19 protein-coding genes are annotated in these 16,197 nt (G+C 60.3%); 15 read left to right on the plus strand and 4 right to left on the minus strand.

Going from position 1 to position 16,197, the window contains the following annotated elements:
- Positions 1–26: 26 nt before the first annotated feature.
- Genes ctaD through ACOVRJ_RS09015 form a run of 5 tightly spaced genes read left to right on the plus strand, consistent with a single transcriptional unit; the run spans position 27 to position 3,571 of the window.
- A complete protein-coding gene (ctaD, locus tag ACOVRJ_RS08995) occupies positions 27–1,652 on the plus strand; it encodes a cytochrome c oxidase subunit I (protein WP_422043515.1) in 1,626 nt (541 codons plus the stop codon).
- Between the two features lie 4 nt (positions 1,653–1,656).
- Positions 1,657–1,773 carry a cytochrome oxidase small assembly protein gene (locus tag ACOVRJ_RS09000; RefSeq protein WP_422043516.1) on the plus strand — a complete coding sequence of 39 codons (117 nt, stop codon included), beginning with the start codon at positions 1,657–1,659 and terminating at the stop codon, positions 1,771–1,773.
- Between the two features lie 7 nt (positions 1,774–1,780).
- Entirely contained in the window at positions 1,781–2,392 is a 612-nt protein-coding gene (locus tag ACOVRJ_RS09005; RefSeq protein WP_422043517.1) for a cytochrome c oxidase assembly protein, read from the plus strand.
- On the plus strand, positions 2,389–2,628 hold the full coding sequence (locus ACOVRJ_RS09010; RefSeq protein ID WP_422043518.1) for a DUF2970 domain-containing protein: 240 nt from the start codon (positions 2,389–2,391) through the stop codon (positions 2,626–2,628). The genes ACOVRJ_RS09005 and ACOVRJ_RS09010 overlap by 4 nt, the downstream gene beginning before the upstream one ends.
- 58 nt (positions 2,629–2,686) lie before the next feature.
- Complete coding sequence (locus ACOVRJ_RS09015) at positions 2,687–3,571, plus strand: cytochrome c oxidase subunit 3 (protein ID WP_422043519.1); 885 nt, start codon at positions 2,687–2,689, stop codon at positions 3,569–3,571.
- Between the two features lie 75 nt (positions 3,572–3,646).
- Here ACOVRJ_RS09015 and ACOVRJ_RS09020 read toward each other — a convergent pair whose 3' ends face one another.
- Positions 3,647–3,871 (minus strand): DUF2909 domain-containing protein, encoded by a 225-nt coding sequence (locus tag ACOVRJ_RS09020; RefSeq protein ID WP_422043520.1) that lies wholly within the window; start codon positions 3,869–3,871, stop codon positions 3,647–3,649.
- A gap of 42 nt (positions 3,872–3,913) precedes the next feature.
- Between ACOVRJ_RS09020 and ACOVRJ_RS09025 the strand changes: the two genes are divergently transcribed.
- The 5 genes from ACOVRJ_RS09025 (at position 3,914) to ACOVRJ_RS09045 (ending at position 8,087) form a co-directional block, all read left to right on the plus strand.
- Entirely contained in the window at positions 3,914–4,669 is a 756-nt protein-coding gene (locus ACOVRJ_RS09025) for an SURF1 family protein (RefSeq protein ID WP_422043521.1), read from the plus strand.
- Positions 4,662–5,381 carry an SCO family protein gene (locus ACOVRJ_RS09030; protein WP_422043522.1) on the plus strand — a complete coding sequence of 240 codons (720 nt, stop codon included), beginning with the start codon at positions 4,662–4,664 and terminating at the stop codon, positions 5,379–5,381. Before ACOVRJ_RS09025 ends, ACOVRJ_RS09030 begins: the two co-directional genes overlap by 8 nt.
- A gap of 5 nt (positions 5,382–5,386) precedes the next feature.
- Positions 5,387–6,517 carry a COX15/CtaA family protein gene (locus ACOVRJ_RS09035; RefSeq protein WP_422043523.1) on the plus strand — a complete coding sequence of 377 codons (1,131 nt, stop codon included), beginning with the start codon at positions 5,387–5,389 and terminating at the stop codon, positions 6,515–6,517.
- A 28-nt stretch (positions 6,518–6,545) separates the two neighbouring features.
- The gene (gene cyoE, locus ACOVRJ_RS09040) at positions 6,546–7,466 is read left to right on the plus strand and encodes a heme o synthase (protein ID WP_422043524.1); all 921 of its coding nucleotides are present in this window, start codon (positions 6,546–6,548) and stop codon (positions 7,464–7,466) included.
- An 84-nt stretch (positions 7,467–7,550) separates the two neighbouring features.
- On the plus strand, positions 7,551–8,087 hold the full coding sequence (locus ACOVRJ_RS09045) for an SCO family protein (RefSeq protein ID WP_422043525.1): 537 nt from the start codon (positions 7,551–7,553) through the stop codon (positions 8,085–8,087).
- A 110-nt stretch (positions 8,088–8,197) separates the two neighbouring features.
- Here ACOVRJ_RS09045 and rpoH read toward each other — a convergent pair whose 3' ends face one another.
- Both rpoH and ACOVRJ_RS09055 read right to left on the minus strand, forming a co-directional pair.
- Positions 8,198–9,121, minus strand: a complete 924-nt coding sequence (gene rpoH / locus ACOVRJ_RS09050; RefSeq protein WP_422043526.1) for an RNA polymerase sigma factor RpoH — start codon at positions 9,119–9,121, stop codon at positions 8,198–8,200.
- Positions 9,122–9,275: 154 nt separating this feature from the next.
- Complete coding sequence (locus ACOVRJ_RS09055; RefSeq protein ID WP_422043527.1) at positions 9,276–9,785, minus strand: chemotaxis protein CheW; 510 nt, start codon at positions 9,783–9,785, stop codon at positions 9,276–9,278.
- A gap of 338 nt (positions 9,786–10,123) precedes the next feature.
- Here ACOVRJ_RS09055 and ACOVRJ_RS09060 point away from each other — a divergent pair, with 338 nt between their 5' ends.
- Positions 10,124–10,894, plus strand: a complete 771-nt coding sequence (locus tag ACOVRJ_RS09060; protein WP_422043528.1) for a DUF3047 domain-containing protein — start codon at positions 10,124–10,126, stop codon at positions 10,892–10,894.
- Positions 10,894–12,444 (plus strand): phospholipase D family protein, encoded by a 1,551-nt coding sequence (locus tag ACOVRJ_RS09065; protein ID WP_422043529.1) that lies wholly within the window; start codon positions 10,894–10,896, stop codon positions 12,442–12,444. Before ACOVRJ_RS09060 ends, ACOVRJ_RS09065 begins: the two co-directional genes overlap by 1 nt.
- A 106-nt stretch (positions 12,445–12,550) precedes the next feature.
- Here ACOVRJ_RS09065 and ychF read toward each other — a convergent pair whose 3' ends face one another.
- Positions 12,551–13,642 (minus strand): redox-regulated ATPase YchF, encoded by a 1,092-nt coding sequence (gene ychF, locus ACOVRJ_RS09070; protein ID WP_422043530.1) that lies wholly within the window; start codon positions 13,640–13,642, stop codon positions 12,551–12,553.
- Between the two features lie 112 nt (positions 13,643–13,754).
- Between ychF and ACOVRJ_RS09075 the strand changes: the two genes are divergently transcribed.
- The 3 genes from ACOVRJ_RS09075 to ACOVRJ_RS09085 all read left to right on the plus strand — a co-directional run bounded on the left by ACOVRJ_RS09075 (position 13,755) and on the right by ACOVRJ_RS09085 (position 16,196).
- A complete protein-coding gene (locus ACOVRJ_RS09075) occupies positions 13,755–14,867 on the plus strand; it encodes an FAD-dependent monooxygenase (protein ID WP_422043531.1) in 1,113 nt (370 codons plus the stop codon).
- A 21-nt stretch (positions 14,868–14,888) separates the two neighbouring features.
- Positions 14,889–15,620: a DsbC family protein gene (locus ACOVRJ_RS09080; RefSeq protein ID WP_422043532.1), complete on the plus strand. Its 732-nt coding sequence runs from the start codon at positions 14,889–14,891 to the stop codon at positions 15,618–15,620.
- Between the two features lie 108 nt (positions 15,621–15,728).
- The gene (locus ACOVRJ_RS09085; RefSeq protein ID WP_422043533.1) at positions 15,729–16,196 is read left to right on the plus strand and encodes a DUF3429 domain-containing protein; all 468 of its coding nucleotides are present in this window, start codon (positions 15,729–15,731) and stop codon (positions 16,194–16,196) included.
- The last annotated feature ends 1 nt before the right edge of the window (position 16,197 follow it).

Below are 16,197 nucleotides of genomic sequence, written 5' to 3' on the forward strand. Positions count from 1 at the left end.
TCGAAAACGTCCAAAGAGGAATCAACATGAGTGCAGTGCTTGACCATCACGGTCACGACGTTCATGGCCACCACGATGACCACCACGCTCCTACGGGCTGGCGTCGCTGGGTGTTCGCCACCAATCACAAGGACATCGGTACTCTGTATCTGCTGTTCTCATTCACGATGCTGATCATTGGCGGCATCTTGGCGCTGTGTGTTCGCGCCGAGTTGTTCCAGCCCGGCTTGCAGTTCTTCAACCCCGAGTTGTTCAACCAGTTCACGACCATGCACGGTCTGATCATGGTGTTCGGCGCCATCATGCCGGCCTTCGTGGGCTTTGCGAACTGGATGATCCCGCTGCAAATCGGCGCCGGTGACATGGCTTTCGCCCGCATGAATAACTTCAGCTTCTGGCTGATGGTGCCCGCTGCGATCATGCTGGTGGGCTCGTTCTTCATGCCCGGCGGAGCGCCTGCCGCAGGCTGGACCTTGTATGCGCCGCTGACGCTGCAAATGGGCCCCTCCATGGATGCAGGCATCTTCGCGATGCACATCCTGGGTGCCTCGTCCATCATGGGTTCGATCAACATCATCGTCACTATTCTGAACATGCGCGCTCCTGGCATGACTCTGATGAAGATGCCGATGTTCTGCTGGACCTGGCTGATTACCGCTTATCTGCTGATCGCGGTGATGCCTGTGCTGGCTGGTGCGATCACGATGACGCTGACAGACCGCCACTTTGGCACCAGCTTCTTCAATCCCGCGGGCGGTGGTGATCCGGTGATGTATCAACACATCTTCTGGTTCTTCGGTCACCCCGAGGTGTACATCATGATCTTGCCGGCTTTCGGCATCGTCAGCCAGATCGTGCCCGCTTTTGCTCGTAAGCGTCTGTTCGGTTATGCCTCGATGGTGTACGCGACGGCTTCGATCGCCATCCTGTCCTTCATCGTCTGGGCTCACCACATGTTCGCGACCGGCATGCCGGTGACGGGTCAGCTCTTCTTCATGTATGCCACCATGCTGATCGCCGTGCCAACTGGCGTGAAGATCTTCAACTGGTTGGCGACGATGTGGCGCGGGTCCATGACCTTTGAAGTGCCGATGCTGTGGGCCGTGGGCTTTATCTTTGTGTTCACCATGGGTGGCTTTACCGGCCTGATCTGCGCGATGGCGCCGGTGGATATTCAGATCCAAGACACCTATTACGTCGTTGCGCACTTCCACTATGTGTTGGTTGCTGGTTCCTTGTACGCGCTGTTCGCTGGCGTTTACTACTGGGGTCCGAAGTGGACCGGTGTGATGTACAGCGAGACTCGCGGCAAGATCCACTTCTGGGGCTCGCTGATCAGCTTCAACATCACCTTCTTCCCCATGCACTTCCTGGGCTTGGCCGGCATGCCGCGTCGTTATGCGGACTACCCGATGCAGTTCGCTGACTTCAATGCGATTGCTTCGGTGGGAGCCTTCTGGTTCGGCTTGATGCAGGTGTACTTCTTCTTGTTCGTGGTCATCCCCATGATGCGCGGCAAGGGCGAAAAGGCCCCTCAGAAGCCTTGGGAAGCTGCTGAAGGCCTGGAGTGGGAAGTGCCGTCGCCGGCTCCCTTCCACACCTTCGACACCCCGCCCAAGCTGGATGCCACCGCAACCAAGGTGATCGGCTGAGACCATGACGCAGAGTCCTGAGCAGCGCAAGAACAACAAGCGCCTGGCCCTTATCTTGGTGAGTGTGGCGCTGGTGTTCGGCCTTGGTTTCGTGACCAAGATTGCCGTACTCGGCTTCTGAAACGAGTATGAGCGCCTCCTGGTCTTTTGCCGCCGCCTTGCGCAGGGATAACCTGCGTTTGGTGGGCAAGCTGGTGGTGGTCGTGGCCATGATGTTTGGCTTCGGCTACGCGCTGGTGCCCTTGTACACGGCCATTTGCAATGCCTTGGGCATCAATGTCTTGTCTTTGTCCGAGCGTCAGCATGCTGTGCGCGCGGAGGACGTCAAGAACACCCAGATTGATTACAGCCGCACGATTTCGATTGAGTTCGATGCCAATTCGCGGGGGCCGTGGGAGTTCGCTCCCGCGGTGAAGCATCTGACCGTGCACCCCGGGGAATTGACCACGGTGATGTACGAGTTTCGTAACGTACAGAACCGTGTGATGGCAGCGCAGGCCATTCCGAGTTACGCGCCAAAGCAAGCGACCTCGCATTTCAACAAGCTCGAGTGCTTTTGCTTTAACGAGTACACCTTGCAGCCCGGGGAAAAGAAGGCCTGGCCGGTCGTCTTTGTGATTGACCCCAAGTTGCCGAAAGATGTGAAGACGATCACCTTGTCCTACACCTTCTTTGAGGTGGCCGGCAAGGGCAATCAGCAGGCCGCGCTTCAAGTTCAGCCGGTCAACGGCGGCTCATGAGGGCCGGTGAAGAGTTGAAGCAGGCCGTGGCCCGGCCTGCGTCTTTTTTCCAGACGGTGCGGGCGGTGGCCTGGTCATTTTTCGGCGTGCGTCGTGGCGCAGACTATGAGAAAGATGCCGCTCAATTGAATCCGGTTCATGTGATCGTGGCCGGTGTGATCGGGGCTTTGTTGTTTGTATTGGCCTTGGTGTTGTTGATCCAGTGGGTCGTCGGCAGTGGTGTTGCCAGCGCCTGAGTTTTTGCAGAATTTAGCTAAGCGTTATCTGAACTGATTTAGTTCGAGGAGAAGAAACATGTCGGCAGCGACTACAGCGGGCAAAGCCCCTCATTACTTCATTCCCGGGCCATCGGCCTATCCGGTGCTTGGTTCGATCGGCCTGTTCTTCGTCATTCTTGGCGCTGGTCAGTGGATCAATGGTCACCAGTGGGGCGCTTACTCCGTGGCCTTTGGCTTGATTTGGTTCCTGTGGGTGTTGAAGAACTGGTTCGGTGCCGCCATCGCTGAAAGCGAAAGCGGTCAGTACAGCGATCGCATCGACATGTCCTTCCGCTGGAGCATGGGCTGGTTCATCTTCTCTGAAGTGATGTTCTTTGCAGCCTTCTTCGGTGCACTCTACTGGGCGCGTGTGCACTCGGTGCCGTCCCTGGGTAGCTTTGAAAACAATCTGCTCTGGCCCGACTTCAAGGCCTTGTGGCCAAGCGTCGCTGCTGGTGCGACAGCGGCGCCGGGCGGCACCGTGGAAGCCTTTAGCACCATGGGTCCATGGCCGCTGCCGACCATCAACACCGCGATTCTGTTGACCTCCGGTGTGACCCTGACCATTGCGCACCACGCGCTGATCGCCGGCAACCGTGCTAAGACCATTGCCTTTATGTGGCTGACCGTGCTGCTGGGTATCGCCTTCTTGTTCTTGCAAGGCTACGAATATGCCCATGCCTACAACGACCTGAACCTGAAGCTGAATTCGGGCATCTTTGGCTCGACCTTCTACATGCTGACCGGTTTCCACGGTTTCCATGTGTTTATTGGCATGCTGATGCTGCTCTTCATCACATTGCGCCTGCAAAAAGGTCATTTCACCAAGGACCGTCACTTCGGCTTTGAAGGCGCCGCTTGGTACTGGCACTTTGTCGACGTGGTTTGGCTGGGCCTCTACGTCATCGTGTACTGGATGTAAGGGGCAGTGGCGACCTGCGGGTCGCCGATTTGTCCTAGGCGCCGCTGTATGCGGCGCTTTTTCATTCCTTGCGAGCTATGAGCGCAAGGGCAAGCCGGTCGGCTCGATCCAGCCCAAGAGATAGCTCAGCCAAATGAACAAGAACAAGGCCACCGAAACTCCGACGCGAACCGCCAGCGCACGGGCCATGTTGTGGCTGCGTTTTTTGTCGGCGCCGGAGCCGTTCTTCAGCATGAACAGCCCAGCCGCAGCCAAGGCCAATAAGATGCCAATGAAGGCGATTGCAATAGCGGTTTTCATCATGGCCGATTATCTGTCGCGGAGCGTCTTGTGAGTCCCCGTTTGCGTTCACTCGTGGTGATGGTCGCCACCATAGCTGCGGTGTCTTTGACGCTGGGTTTAGGCTTTTGGCAACTCGACCGAGCCGAACAGAAACTCAAGCTGCAAGCCGGCATCGAGGCGAATGCACAGCTGCCGCCCCTGAATGGCGCGGCCTTGCACGCTCAGCCTGCTCAGGCCCAGGTGCAAGTTCATCGGCGGGTCAAGCTGCGCGGGCATTGGCTGCATGACAAGACCATTTTTCTTGACAACCGCCCGATGGCGGGGCGATTTGGTTTTTTGGTCTTGACGCCCTTGCAGATTGAGGGGCGTTCGGAAGCGGTATTGGTTCAAAGGGGCTGGACGCCCCGGGACGCGGCCGACCGCACGCGACTGCCGGTTTTGCCGCAGACAAGCGAAGCCGTGGAGGTTTTCGGTCGACTGGCCGCCACGCCCTCTAGGGTCTATCAACTGGCGGCAGCCGAAAGCGGCTCGGTCCGGCAGAATCTCGACGTTTCAGCCTACGGGCAGGAAATTGGGCAAGCATTGCTGCCCTTAACCGTCTTGCAACTCGAAGATTGGGCACCTTCAATTGGAGCCCAGGCCTCGAACTCGAAGCCGGCTGATGGGCTGTTACGTGATTGGCCCGCTCCCGATCTGGGTTTGCACAAACACTATGGCTATGCGTTTCAATGGTTCGCGCTCGCTGCGCTGCTGATAGGTCTTTATGTCTGGTTCCAAACAATCCGCCCCCGTCTCCGAGCCCGCAGCCGTGAATAACAAGAATCATGATCCAGCCTCGAGCGCCGCTGCGCCCACGGCCACTCCCGAAAGCGACCCCGTGGCGATGACGATTCATAGCCTGCCGGATCCGATGACGGCCAATGCTGCACAGCGCACCAAGGGAGGCCGCGTCCGTATGTTGCTGGTGCTCGCGGCTTGTGCGGCGCCGGTGATTGCCTCCTATTTCACCTTCTATGTGATTCAGCCGCGTGGTTCGGCCTACGGTGATTTGATCTTGCCCACCGTCGATGTGCCAGCGCAACTGAGCCTGAAGACCCTGGAAGGCAAGCCCGTCACGCCCGACTCCCTGAAAGGCCAGTGGTTGCTGACCCTGGTGCAAGGCAGTGCTTGTGATGCTGAATGCGAGAAAATGCTGTTCATGCAGCGGCAGTTGCGCGAGATGCTCGGCAAAGAGCGCGACAAAGTCGACAAGCTCTGGCTGATCCCTGACGACGAGGCCTTGCGCCCCGAGTTGCAGCAGGCCGTCTCCCAGGGCATTCCCGTCACCATCTTGCGCGCGCCGCGTGCGGAATTGGAGGCTTGGCTGAAGCCAGCCGATGGTCGAGCCCTGCGGGATCATCTTTTCGTCATTGACCCGCTGGGCCGTTGGATGCTGCGCAGCCCAGTGGCCCCCGATCCCGGCAAGGTCAAAGGTGATTTGAGCCGCCTCTTGAAGGCCAATGCGGGTTGGGACAAGGCTGGGCGTTGAATCCCATGAGCGTCGCTGCTTACGATCTCTCTCCGCTGGGGCAGTTGATGGGCTTGGGCGCATTGCTGGCGGCCGGCCCTTTGTTGTGGCTGCGTTTTCGCCAGAGGGACTCCAGTCCTCGTGCGCGTTTGCGTGCACTGACCTTGTTGACCCTGTTCTTGACCTTTGATCTGGTCTTGTTCGGTGCCTTTACCCGCCTGAGTGACTCGGGTTTGGGATGCCCCGATTGGCCGGGCTGTTATGGCAGCGCCAGCCCCTTGGGTGCCAGGGAGGAGATCCACGCGGCACAGACCGCCATGCCCACCGGGCCTGTCACGCACAGCAAGGCCTGGGTGGAGATGGTGCATCGCTATCTGGCCAGTGCGGTGGGGGTGTTGATCCTGGTGCTGTGCGTGCAGAGTTGGCGCTTGGCTCGCAAGGGCGGGGTCACGCTGTCGCCGTGGTGGTCCACGATTACCTTGGTCTGGGTCTGTATGCAGGGCGCTTTTGGCGCTTTGACGGTCACCATGAAACTGTTTCCCGCCATCGTGACCTTGCATCTTTTGGGTGGCATGGGCTTGTTGATGCTTTTGGCTTGGCAGGCGCAGGCCTATCAGCCGAATCCGCTGCGAAGCCACCGATGGGTCTTGTGGGGTGCCGCAGTGCTGACGGTGTTGTCACTCATGCAAGTGGGCTTGGGCGGATGGGTTAGCACCAACTATGCCGTCTTGGCTTGCTCGGAGTTTCCGCAATGCCTGCCGGGCAGTTGGTGGCCGGCGATGGATTTCAAACAAGGCTTTTCGTTCTGGCGGCCTTTGGGCCTCAATGCGGGAGGTGGTTGGTTGTCTTTTGAGGCCCTGACTGCCATCCATATGGTTCATCGGCTCGGCGCATTGGTGGTGTTCAGCGCCATTGTTTTGTTTGCTTGGACGCTGTGGCGCACTCGCGAGCCTCAAATGCGTGTTTGGGCACGGCGTTTGTTGCTCGTTGCAGCTTGGCAATTCCTGAGTGGCATCTCCAATGTGGTGTTGGACTGGCCCTTGCTGGCCGCCTTAGCTCATACAGGCGGGGCCGCCGCACTGTTGACGATGTTGAGCTTTTTGTTGGCCCGTTTGCAGCAAGGCCGTCCTTCGGCCACTGCGCTGGTCTCCCTCTGACACGGTTTTACCGATACGCTTCGCCCTTATGGCTTCATCTACTTCCGTCGCGGCCGCCGCTGGCCCGAGTTCGCGCTGGCAACAGTACTACCAACTGACCAAACCTCGGGTCGTTCAGTTGATCGTGTTCTGCGCCATCATCGGTATGGCGCTGGCGATTCCGGGTCTCCCAAGCAATGAGGAGTGGGTCAAGGTATTGGCGGCAACCGCTGGCATTTGGTTGGTGGCCGGCGCTGCCGCCGCCTTCAACTGTCTGGTGGAACAGCAGATCGACGCCAAGATGAAACGCACCTCTTGGCGTGCCACTGCCAAGGGCCAACTGAGTCGGGCGCAGACCCTGAGCTTCTCCGCCCTGCTCGGCGGCGTTGGGCTTGCCTTGCTCTGGTTCTGGGTCAACCCGCTGACCATGTGGCTGACCTTCGCGACCTTTGTGGGCTACGCCGTCATCTACACCGTCATCTTGAAGCCGATGACGCCGCAAAACATCGTCATCGGCGGCGCTTCAGGTGCCATGCCACCCGTGCTGGGTTGGGCCGCTTTGCGTGGCGAAGTGGGGCCTGAGGCTTTGCTGATGTGCTTGATCATCTTTTTGTGGACGCCGCCACACTTCTGGGCCTTGGCCCTTTACCGCACCGAGGACTACCGCAAGGCCGGCTTGCCCATGTTGCCGGTCACACATGGCTCTGAGTTCACCCGTTTGCAGGTCTTTCTCTACACCTGGATCTTGCTGGCCGCGACCATGTTGCCCTTCTTGACCGGCATGAGCGGATGGATTTATCTGGTGAGCGCAGTGATTTTGGGTCTGGGCTTTTGCGGTTACGCCTGGAAGCTGTGGCGCAGATATTCGGACGAGTTGGCTCGGGCGACCTTCCGTTTTTCCATCTGGCACCTGTCGCTCTTGTTTGCCGCGCTCTTGCTGGATCACTATTTGCAGCCTTTGATGGCTTGACTTGCTATGCGTCTGAACATGAGGTTTTGGGTGAAGACGGCCGCGATCGCCGTCATGGCGGCGAGCCTTGCTGCTTGCGATCAGATGGGTACTTCGAAAGCCAGCTTTCAGGGCGTTGATCTCACCGGCGCCGAGTACGCCCGAGGCCTGAGCTTGAGCGACCAGGACGGCCGCAGCCGCAGCCTCAGTGAGTTCAAAGGCAAGGTGGTGGTGGTCTTCTTTGGCTTTACCCAGTGCCCCGATGTCTGCCCGACGACCTTGGCCGAGTTGGCCGAGGTGAAACGCTCTTTGGGTGCGGAAGGCGAACGGGTGCAAGGCGTGTTCGTGACCGTCGATCCCGAGCGCGACACGACCACCTTGTTGAAGGCCTATGTCGACAGCTTTGACCCGTCTTTTGTGGCCTTGCGCGGTAGCGAGGAACAGACCAAGGCCGCGGCCAAAGAGTTCAAGGTTTACTACGCCAAGGTGCCGGGCAAGACGCCCGAGAGCTACACCATGGATCACACGGCAGCCAGCTTCATCTTTGACACCCAAGGACGGGTGCGGGTGTTCTCCCGGTACGGATCCGGGGCCAGTGCTCTGGCCAATGACATCAAGCTCTTGCTGGCCGAAAAGTCCTGAACTGGATTCGATCCGCCAGAAAGCAAAAAAGCCCCTAGGCGCTGAGCCTAGGGGCTTTTTCTCTTTGAGCGTGCATGCTGAGGGTGATGCCCCTCAGCCACGAAACTTCATCAGGCGGGAGTGAGCGCCTTGCGCATCTTCTTCATCGCCGCAACCTCGATCTGGCGAATCCGCTCGGCGCTGACGCCATATTCGGCCGCCAATTCATGCAGGGTCATGCCGCCGCTGGAGTCATCGTTGACCTTCAACCAACGCTCTTCCACGATCCGACGGCTGCGCTCGTCCAAAGCCTCAAGGGCGCGGGTGATGCCGTCACCGGCCAAAGCATCGCGTGCCTGAGCTTCTAGCACACGGGTGGGTTCCTGTGTCTCGTCGGCCAGATAGGCAATCGGTGAGAAGGTCTCGCCTTCGTCGTCGGTCTGCGGCTCCAGCGCCACATCGCCGCCGGACATGCGGGTCTCCATCTCCAGCACTTCCTCGCGCTTGACGTTGAGCTCCTTGGCCACATGCTCCAGCTGAGCTTCGCTCAAGCTGTTGCGGTGGCTCATATCGTCGCTCATGTCTTCCTTCATGCTGTGCTTCATCGAGCGCAGATTGAAGAACAGCTTGCGCTGCGCCTTGGTCGTGGCGACCTTGACCATGCGCCAATTGCGCAGCACGTATTCATGGATTTCGGCCTTGATCCAGTGCATGGCGTAGCTGACCAAGCGAACGCCTTGATCCGGGTCATAGCGTTTGACGGCCTTCATCAGACCGACATTGCCTTCCTGGATCAGATCGCCTTGGGGCAGGCCGTAGCCCATGTACTGGCGCGAAATCGACACGACCAGACGCAGGTGCGACAACACCAGCTTCCCGGCGGCCTCCACATCACCATGGTCGCGCAGTTTGCGAGCCGCCGCAATTTCCTCTTCGGGGCTCAGCAAGGGAAGACGGTTGATGGCAGAGATGTATGCGTCCAGATTGCCCAAAGAAGGCACCAGCGACCAAGGGTCACGCACCGTCAAAGCACTAGGGGTAGACATCGTCATCATCTTCTTTCGCAAAGCAAACCTTTCGGTTCGACAGGATCAATATTAGCACTCGCTGCGAATGAGTGCTAAGAGTCTGGGTTCTTTTCCAGAGGCCCCGTTTTTAGAGGGATTCCGGGAGGGCGTGTACTAACTTTTTGACTGCGAGCGGGGCTTGCTAGTCCATCAGGCCGAAATCCGGGCTGGCAACCATGGCCTCGATGTCGAGCAAAATCAACATGCGTTCGCCGATCTTGCCCAGGCCCGTGATGAAGCGTGAGTCGAGCGCGGCCGCCACCTCGGGCCGGGGCTTGATCTGCTCGGCATTGAGTTCCAGCACGTCGGACACCGCGTCGACCACCACGCCGACGACCCGCTGGCAGACATTCAACACGATTACCACGGTGAAGGCGTTGTACTCGCCGGACTGCCCCAAGCGCAGGCGCAAATCAACGATGGGCACGATGACCCCGCGCAGATTGACCACGCCTTTGACGAATGCAGGTGCATTGGCCACCCGGGTTGGCGCCTCGTAGGAGCGGATTTCCTGCACGCGCAGGATGTCCAGTCCGTACTCCTCGCCCCCGACATGGAAGGTCAAAAACTGGCGCGAATCAGCGCGCGAGGCATGGTCAGAAGTCAGCGCAGTCGATGAGCCTTGGCTGGCGATCAGTTCGTTGGAACTCATGGTTGATGTGCAACAGGGTTAGTCAGGGAGGGGTCAACTTTGCGGAAGATTCTGCCCCTTTTTTTGCCAAGCGGTCTTGAGATCAAGCGGACGTGGCGTCGCCTATTTTGAAACCGCTGCTGCGGATGATGAGGCTTGATTGAAGGCCGAGCCTTCTCTTTACCAAGCGATGAGCGGCGCACGGCTGAACTCGGCCTTCATGGCAAGAGAAACTGCTCTGAGGATCCGCTCCGCAGGAGCGGCAAAATGCAGTCGGGCAGCAGATGCTCTTCATGTGCACATCGGCAGCGCACGCCCTCGAACTTGGCGCATCTTTATTTGTCTGATTTCGAAGACCCATGTGGACCACTAACCTCAAGCCCTTCTGCGGCTTTTTGATCCTTGCATTCCTGACCTTGGCACCAGCCTCGGCACAGATTTCTTCAGGCGCGGGTGGCGACTTGCCTTGTGTACCGAGGGATCTTGGTTTCGCGGCAGACAAGGCGGTCTGGAGCGCCCATCCTTTGTCGAAACTGAAGCGTGACACCCAGTACAGTTTGGAGACCCAAGCGGGGCTGACGGGGCACACCGCGCTCTTGGCGCAGGCCGATGCATCGGCCTCTTTGTTTGTCAGCAAGCTCAATCCCGCCGCGATGCTGGCACCACCGCCTTGGCTGTCGTGGCAATGGAAGGCGGAAGCCCTGGTGCCGGGAGCGGACAATAAAGACAAGCGCCGGGAAGACGCGCCCCTGCGCGTGCTGCTGGCTTTTGACGGCGATGTGAAGAAGCTTCCAGCCAAGGAGCAGCGCCGGTTCAAGCTGGCCAAGGCCTTGTTGGGGGCGGCCCCGCCCTATGCCGTGTTGATGTACATCTGGAGCGAGCAATGGCCGGTTGGAACCTTGATTCCGTCCGCGCACAGCAGCCGCGTTCAGATGATGGTGGCCAGTTCCGGCAGTCAGGAATTGGGCCATTGGCAGCCCATGCAGCGCAATCTGCACGAGGACTACCGCAGGGCTTTCGGTGAGGCTCCCGGGGCGCTGCTCGCTTTGGCCGTGATGACGGACACCGACAACACCGGCCAAAAGGCGCGGGGCTGGTACGCCGACCTTCAGCTGAAGTGCCTGCCGTGATGGGCTTGACTGTTCGGGCCTTGCTGGCCTTGCTTTGTCTGCTGACGGTGGCTTGCAGCAGCTTGCCGCCTCAGCCCCCCGATGCCCCTCGGGCGGCCGCCGATGTCGCTGCGCGGCCCGGTCGTCTTCAGCAGGCCTTGGCAGAGGTTAGGCGCCAACAGCCGGATGCCCGCTTGAACGGTTTTCAAGGACTCGCAGAAAGCGAGGGTGCCCTGATTGCCCGGCTTGCCTTGATCGAGGCGGCCGATCACGCCTTGGACTTGCAGTACTACATCTGGCGCAATGACGCTTCGGGGCGGCTCATCCTGCACCGCTTGCTGCAAGCCGCCGACCGCGGCGTGAAGGTGCGTGTCTTGCTGGACGATCATGGCGTCGACGCCCGGGATGAGTTCTTGCTCGCCTTGGCTGCGCATCCGAATTTTGAGATTCGACTCTTCAATCCGACCGCCTATCGTGACTTGCAGTTGCTGGGCACCGCCCTGGAGTTCCAGCGCGTCAATCGGCGCATGCACAACAAGGCCTTGGTCGCGGATGGTCAGGTCGCCATACTTGGGGGGCGCAATATCGGCGATGAGTACTTCTCCGCCCGCAGCCACATTCAGTTCGGCGATATGGATGTGTTGGTCCATGGGCCGGTGCTGGCTGAGGTGGAGCAAGCTTTTGACCGGTACTGGCAAGACCCCGCCACATATGCCATTGAAACACTCAGGGGGCGATTGGCGGGTGCGGTGGAACTGGATCAACTTCGGCAGCAGTTGCAGCAATCCTTGCAGGCCGCCGAGGATTCGCCCTTTCTGCAACAGTTGCGGGAGCGAATGCAGCGCTTGGCGCAGCCCATGGCGACTGACTATGCCTGGGGGACAGCTCATCTATTGGTGGATGACCCGGCCAAGATCCGCCGCTCCGTTGAGGACACCCGTGGGCATTTGCTTGAGCAACTGCGACAGTTGCAAAGCATGACGCCTGGGCGGGAGTTGTTGATTGTTTCGCCCTATTTTGTTCCGGGAGTGCAGGGCAGCAGGGCCTTGGCTCGCTTGGTCGAATCAGGCGTCGCCGTGACGGTCCTGACCAACTCCTTGGCCGCCACCGATGTTGCGGCGGTGCATGCGGGCTATCAGTCGTACCGAGAAAGGCTGCTGGCCGCCGGCATCCGTTTGTACGAGCTCAAGCCCACGGCCCCTCAGGCCGGGCAGAAAAGACAGTCCGCCTTCATCGGGTCGTCCAGGGCCTCGCTGCATGCCAAGATCTTGGTGGTCGATCGGGCGCGCGTGTTCATCGGGTCACCGAACCTGGATCCGAGATCCATTCAGCTCAACACCGAGGTGGGCCTGGTGTGTGAGGCCCCGGCCTTGGCCAGGGAAGTGGCGCAAGGCTTACTCTCTCAACTCGATCAAGTCGCCTGGCAACTGGAGCTTGTGCAGGGCAAGCTCGTATGGGTCGACCGCAATCCCGCTGCGCCGCATACCTTGCACCAAGAGCCGGAGACCTCGTGGCTGAAACGAACTTTGATCCGGCTGCTGGGCCTCTTGCCGATCGAGTCTCAGCTGTAAACGACCCGCAAGCGCCGGCCGCCGGGGTCCAGGCAATAAAAAAGCCCCATCGCAATGGGGCTTACCAAGCAAGCGGCCCAGCAGAGGCTGCTGGTGTCGTGTTGAATCAGACGTTGAACAGGAAGTTCAGCACATCGCCGTCCTTGACGATGTACTCCTTGCCTTCGGCGCGCATCTTGCCGGCGTCCTTGGCACCTTGCTCACCCTTGTAGGTGATGAAGTCTTCATAGGCGATGGTTTGGGCGCGGATGTAGCCGCGCTCAAAGTCGGTGTGGATCACGCCGGCCGCTTGCGGGCCGGTGTCGCCCTTGTGGATGGTCCAAGCGCGCACTTCCTTCACGCCAGCGGTGAAGTAGGTCTGCAGGCCCAGCAGGCTGAAGCCGGCGCGGATCAGGCGGTTCAGGCCCGGCTCGTCCTGGCCCATCTCGGCCAGGAACATGGCGCGGTCTTCATCGCTCATTTCCGACAACTCGGCCTCGGTCTTGGCGCAGATGGCCACCACCGGGCCGTTTTGGGCGGCGGCGTATTCCTTCAGACGATCCAGGAAAGGGTTGTTCTCGAAACCATCTTCGGCCACGTTCGCCACAAACATGGCCGGCTTGGCGGTGATCAGGCACAGGGGCTTGAGCAGCACCAGTTCTTCCTTGCTGAAATCAATCGTGCGCACCGGCTTGGCTTCGTTCAGCGCAGCCTCGCACTTCTCCAGCACCTTGACCAGGGCGATGGCTTCCTTGTCGCCGGCGCGGGCCACCTTGTTGTAGCGGTGCAGGCTCTTCTCCACCGTGCCCATATCGGCCAGGCAGAGTTCGGTCTGGATCACTTCGATGTCGGAGATTGGGTCGACGCGGCCGTTGACGTGCACCACATTGCCGTCTTCAAAGCAGCGCACCACATTGACGATGGCGTCGGTCTCGCGGATGTGCGAGAGGAATTTATTGCCCAGACCTTCGCCCTTGGAGGCGCCAGCCACCAAGCCGGCGATGTCGACGAACTCGACCACGGCGGGGAGGATGCGCTCGGGCTTGACGATGTCGGCCAGCGCCTGCAGGCGCGGGTCGGGCAGTTCCACCACGCCTACATTGGGCTCGATGGTGCAGAAGGGATAGTTCTCGGCGGCAATGCCCGCCTTGGTCAGCGCATTGAAGAGGGTGGACTTGCCGACGTTGGGCAGGCCAACGATGCCGCATTTGAGGCTCATGAATGACTTTCTGGGTGGGGCGCCGGTCGCGTGTGCGGGGCAAAGATGGCATTTTAATCGTTCGGCGACCCTGCGTGCCTGAGGCCTTGTGTCGCCTGCCTACAATGCCGCCATGCAAAGCTATGAGGTCTTGATTCGTGGGAGTGGTTGCGTGGGCCGCAGTCTGGCCCTGGCCCTGGGTGCCCAGGGCCTGCGCGTGGCGCTGCTGGGCAGCGTGGAAGCCAGCCCGACGCAACGGGATGATGTACGCAGCTACGCCCTGAATGCCGCCTCGGTACGCCTGTTGACCGAGTTGAAGGTCTGGGATGCCCTGCCGGCCGATGCGGTCAGCCCGGTCTATGACATGAAGGTACGCGGCGACCAGGGCGGCGCCATGCTGGAGTTCTCGGCCTGGCAACAGGGTGTGGCCGAATTGGCCTTCATCGTCGATGCCGGCGCCTTGGAGCAGCAATTGGCGCAGGCGCTGCGCTACGCGCCTCATGTGCAAATTGTTGATGCGCCGGTGCCGGCCGATTTGGTGGCCCTGTGTGAAGGGCGTGATTCCGCGGGGCGAGCCGACTTGGGGCTGCGCTTTGACGTCCACAGCTATGGCCAGCGCGGCATTGCCGCTCGCCTGGTGGCCGATACCGAGCATCAGGGGGTAGCGCAGCAGTGGTTCCGCTCGCCCGATGTCTTGGCCTTGTTGCCGATCGCCAAGCCGCTGGCCGGCGCCTCCTATGGTTTGGTGTGGTCGGTGCCGGAGGCTCAAGCCGCCGAGCTCTTGGCGCTGAGTGATGAGGCCTTTGAGTCGGCATTGAATGCCGCCACCGGCGCTGAAGCGGGGCGCTTGCGCTTGGCCAGTGCCCGTTCCTCCTGGCCTTTGGCGCTGGCGCGTGCGGAAGCGGTTTCCGGACCGGGCTGGGCCCTGCTGGGCGATGCCGCCCATCTGGTGCATCCGCTCGCCGGCCAAGGCTTGAATCTGGGTTTTGCCGATGTGGCGGCGCTGGCCGAAGTCCTGGCGGCCAAGGAGACTTGGCGCCCCGCGGGTGACGAGCGCCTCTTGCGCCGCTATGCCCGCGCTCGCATGGCGCCCAACTGGGCCATGGGCGAATTGACCGATGGCTTGCTGAAGGTCTTTGCCAGCGACAAGCCGGCCCTGCGTGAGTTGCGAAATCGAGGCATGAATGCCTTGAATGCCGTTCCGACCTTGAAGCGCTGGCTAACGTCGCGCGCCCTGGGCTCTTGAACCCTTTCGACCCTGAAGATGATGCTGAAACTCAAGACTTGGACCGCCATGGCGGTGACCTTCCTTGCAAGCGCTTGGCCGCTGTTGACCCAGGCCAATGAAGCGGTGATCCGCAAGTCCTTGACCGAAAAGCTCAGTGGCCTGCCCAAGATCGAAGAAGTGAGGCAAAGCCCGATGGCGGGTTTGTGGGAGGTTCGCATTGGCAGTGAGATCCGCTACACCGATGCGAGTGGCAACTACCTGATCGAAGGCGAGTTGATCGACCTGCGCACCCGTCGCAATCTGACCGAAGACCGTGTCAACCGGCTGCTGACCCTGGATTTTTCGGCCCTGCCGATCAAGGACGCGGTGGTCTGGAAGTCGGGCAATGGCAAGCGCAAGATCGCCGTCTTTGCGGACCCCAATTGTGGTTACTGCAAGCGCTTCGAGCGTTCGCTGCAGGAGATGAAGGACCTCACCGTCTACACCTTCTTGATCCCCATCTTGGGCGGCGATTCGGCGGAGAAGTCGCGCGCGGTGTGGTGCGCCAAGGACTCCGGCGCCGCTTGGCAGGCTTTGATGCTCGAAGGCAAGGCCCCGCCCAGGCCGGCGGCGGCTTGCGATGATGCGGCCATCGAGCGCAATTTGGCCCTGTCCAGGCGTCACCACATCAATGGCACGCCGGCCATTATTTTTGAAGACGGCAGCCGAGCGCCCGGTGCCTTGAGCGCCGATCAACTGGAACGACGCTTGCAGAACCTGGGCAAGAATTGAGTTGAGTGAGTGGGCGAGGGTTCCAGCCCAGCGTTCCTCCCTTGCTTTCTGGCTGAACAGCCCTGTTTCAAACCGCTTTCCTCTGGAACCGACTCGGAGTCCTTTTTAATGCCTGCTGATGTCAGCCCCGCCGCACCGTCGCCCCTGCCTGTCCCGCCTTATGCCCAGCGCCTGGGTCTTTTGGGCTTGTTGCCCTTTGTGCTGGGTGCTTTGTTGGTCTGGTTGGTCGGCGGGCGCAATGCCGAGGCGCATGCCTGGGTCAGCTTTGGGCTGTCGGCCTATGCGGCGCTGATCATTTCCTTTCTGGGCGGTATCTATTGGGGGCTGGGCTTTCGGCAGGCCGAGCCGCATTTGCAACCCTTTGTCTGGGGTGTGGTGCCTTCGCTGGCGGCCTGGGTCGCCTTGGTGATGCCGGCCTATGCAGGCCTGGTCTTGCATGGGGTCATGCTGGTGGTTTGCTATCTGGTGGATCGGCGGCTGTATCCCGCGCTTGGCGCCTCGGCATGGTTGACCCTGCGCTTCAGGCTGAGTGCTGGTGCGGCGCTGTGCTGCTTCTTGGGTGCGGCGGGCAGCTGAC

Source organism: Roseateles sp., assembly GCF_049240545.1.
Classification (GTDB): Bacteria; Pseudomonadota; Gammaproteobacteria; order Burkholderiales; family Burkholderiaceae_C; genus Paucibacter_A.